Annotated in this window: 1 protein-coding gene and 1 pseudogene; both read left to right on the forward strand. The window is 67.5% G+C overall.

Features of this window, described 5'->3' with window-relative positions; all coding sequences use genetic code 11:
* Nucleotide 1 precedes the first annotated feature (1 nt).
* Complete coding sequence (locus B3587_RS01030) at nt 2–2,020, forward strand: glycosyltransferase (protein WP_292725911.1); 2,019 nt, start codon at nt 2–4, stop codon at nt 2,018–2,020.
* Between the two features lie 249 nt (nt 2,021–2,269).
* Nucleotides 2,270–2,691, forward strand: a pseudogene (locus tag B3587_RS01035) (polyribonucleotide nucleotidyltransferase); the annotation flags it as partial.

Consider the following 2,691-nt stretch of genomic DNA (forward strand, 5'->3'; position numbering starts at 1 on the left):
GGTGCTCCAGATCCTTCGTCATCTGGCAAGCGAAGGGCATGAGACGCTCGTCATCGCTCCCAAAGCTGGCGATGTCGAGGCCGACCTGCGCGGCGCCGACCTCTCTGGCGCTCGCACGACCATGCTCCGGTCCGTGCCCTTGCCCTCCTACCCTCAAGTTCGTGTGGTGTTCGCCCGCGCTGCGAAGCTGGCGGCGCACCTGCGTGAGTTCCGGCCCGATGTCATCCACCTGGCATCGCCGTTCGTGCTCGGATGGCAAGGAACCGCTGCCGCCGACGCGCTCAAGGTGCCCGTCGTCGCGGTCTACCAGACCGACGTGGTCGCGTATGCCCAGAAGTACGGGCTTCCGGCGGCGACATCGATCGTGGAGTCGCACCTGGCGCGCTTGCACCGGCGTTCGACGTTGACCCTGGTGCCGTCTTCGGCGAGCATGTCTCAGCTCGAAGGTCTCGGCATTGATCGCCTCCGCCGGTGGGGGCGGGGAGTGGATGCCATCCGATTCGCTCCCGAGCACCGGAGCGCTGCGTGGCGCCAGCGCGTGGCCCCGGGTGAGACGATCATCGGCTACGTGGGCCGGCTCGCCCCCGAGAAGCAGGTCGAAGATCTCGCCGCGCTGCACGATCTTCCGGGAAGCCGCCTCGTGATCGTCGGTGACGGACCGTCAAGACCAGCGCTCGAACGGTCCCTCCCGCGCGCTGTCTTTCTCGGACACCTGTCCGGCGACGCTCTCGGCGAGGCGATGGCATCCTTCGATGTCTTCGTTCACCCCGGCGAGAGCGAGACGTTCGGCCAGACGATTCAGGAGGCTCTCGCGGCTGGAGTTCCGGTCGTCGCGACGGGAACAGGCGGTCCGGTCGATCTCGTTCGCAGCAGCGTCGACGGATGGCTCTATCGGCCGGGTGACCTGGCCGACCTCCGCGCGCGCGTGTCAGACCTCATCGGAGACGAATCCAAGCGGCGAGCCTTTGCGGCCGCGGCCCGCGAATCCGTGCGCGAGCGCACCTGGGAGGCTCTGGGCCGCCAGCTTGTCGGTCACTACGCAGAGGCCCGGATGCTCCGCCCGATCGATGACGCCCTGTTCGCGCGTGCGGCGACTCGCCCCGCAGCTCCGCCCGCACCCGCGACGGAGGGAACCCCGCGGTGGTCGCGTTTCGTTGCCCTCGGTGATTCCTTGACCGAGGGGCTGTGCGACACATCGCGGATGCCGAAAGGTCAGTATCGCGGGTGGGCCGACCGTCTCGCGGATCTGTTGGCCGGCGCCCGAGAGGCGAGACTTCCAGCGAGCGCGGAGCCGTTCCGGTACGCGAATCTCGCTGTGCGCAGCCGCAAGATCCGGGACCTCCTCGACGAGCAGCTCCCGCGCGCGCTGGGGATGGCACCCGATCTGGTGTCGGTGTTCATGGGCGCAAACGACCTGGTCAGCCGCGGAGCCGATCCGCTCATCCTGGCGAAGGGGCTCGAACGGGCGGTCGTGGATTTGCGGTCCCGCGGGATCGATGTGCTGCTGGTGAGCATCGTGCTTCCCCGGCGGCCCGCAGCCATGATCTTCGCTCGCCGCGTTGCGGTCTACAACTCCGAAATCAGACGCATTGCGGCCAGCACCGGCTGCATGCTGCTCGATCTTGAGGCCCAGCCGGCGATCAGTGACCTCGACATGTGGGCCGACGACAAGGTCCACTTCCGGTCGAAGGGTCATCGCTTCGTTGCCTACCGGGCTGCCGAGGCGCTCGGCGTCCCGTACGCTGACGAGCTGGCGACGCTCGACTCGGCTTTCCATGACGATGACGACCCGAACCCGCGCGGCTGGGTTCGTCGCGATGCGGTGCCCTGGCTCTGGCGGCGACTCCGTGGGCGAACCGCGGGGGACGGCTTGAGCGCGAAGCATGCGGATTACGTAACGATCTCGCGGCGGCCGGCGACCGTTTCCGAGTCGCCGGTCGTGCCGGATGCCGGAGCGAGCCCGGTGCGTGACGGAGCGGAGTCGCCGGGCGCCGACCCGACACGGCGAGTGCGCCCCTGATAGGATCGTTCGGGTTGCCTTACGGCATCCGCTCAACTTCACAGTGAGCTTCATGGAGCAGGCCGGCAGGAAGCTGGTCCCCTGTGGTGGGTTCCCCGTCGTGTTGCGCCGGGTGGTCTTCTACTGGTGGCCAGCGCCGACGATTCACGCGGCGTTATGCCGCACGCTCGATACTGCCTGTTCCTGCTCCTTCGCATGTGCTCGCGCGCCACACGGGTGCGCGAGTCAAAACAAAGAAGGAGAGACCTCTTGGAAGGTCCTGAAATCACCGCCGCTGAAGCCGTTCTCGACAACGGCCGCTTTGGCACCCGCACCGTCCGCTTCGAGACCGGACGCCTGGCCCAGCAGGCTCAGGGCGCTGTTGCCGCGTACCTCGACGAAGAAACCATGCTGCTCTCGGCGACGAGCGCCGGAAAGCACCCTCGCGAGGGCTTCGACTTCTTCCCCCTGACGGTGGATGTCGAAGAGCGCTCCTACGCCGCCGGAAAGATCCCCGGTTCGTTTTTCCGTCGTGAGGGTCGCCCCTCGACCGAGGCGATCCTGGTCTGCCGTCTGATCGACCGTCCGCTGCGCCCCTCGTTCGTCTCGGGGCTGCGCAACGAGGTGCAGATCGTTGTCACGGTGCTCTCGATCGCGCCGGGTGAGTTCTACGACGCGCTCGCGATCAACGC

Source organism: Microbacterium sp. UBA837, from assembly GCF_002296025.1.
In the GTDB taxonomy this organism is placed as follows: Bacteria; Actinomycetota; Actinomycetes; order Actinomycetales; family Microbacteriaceae; genus Microbacterium.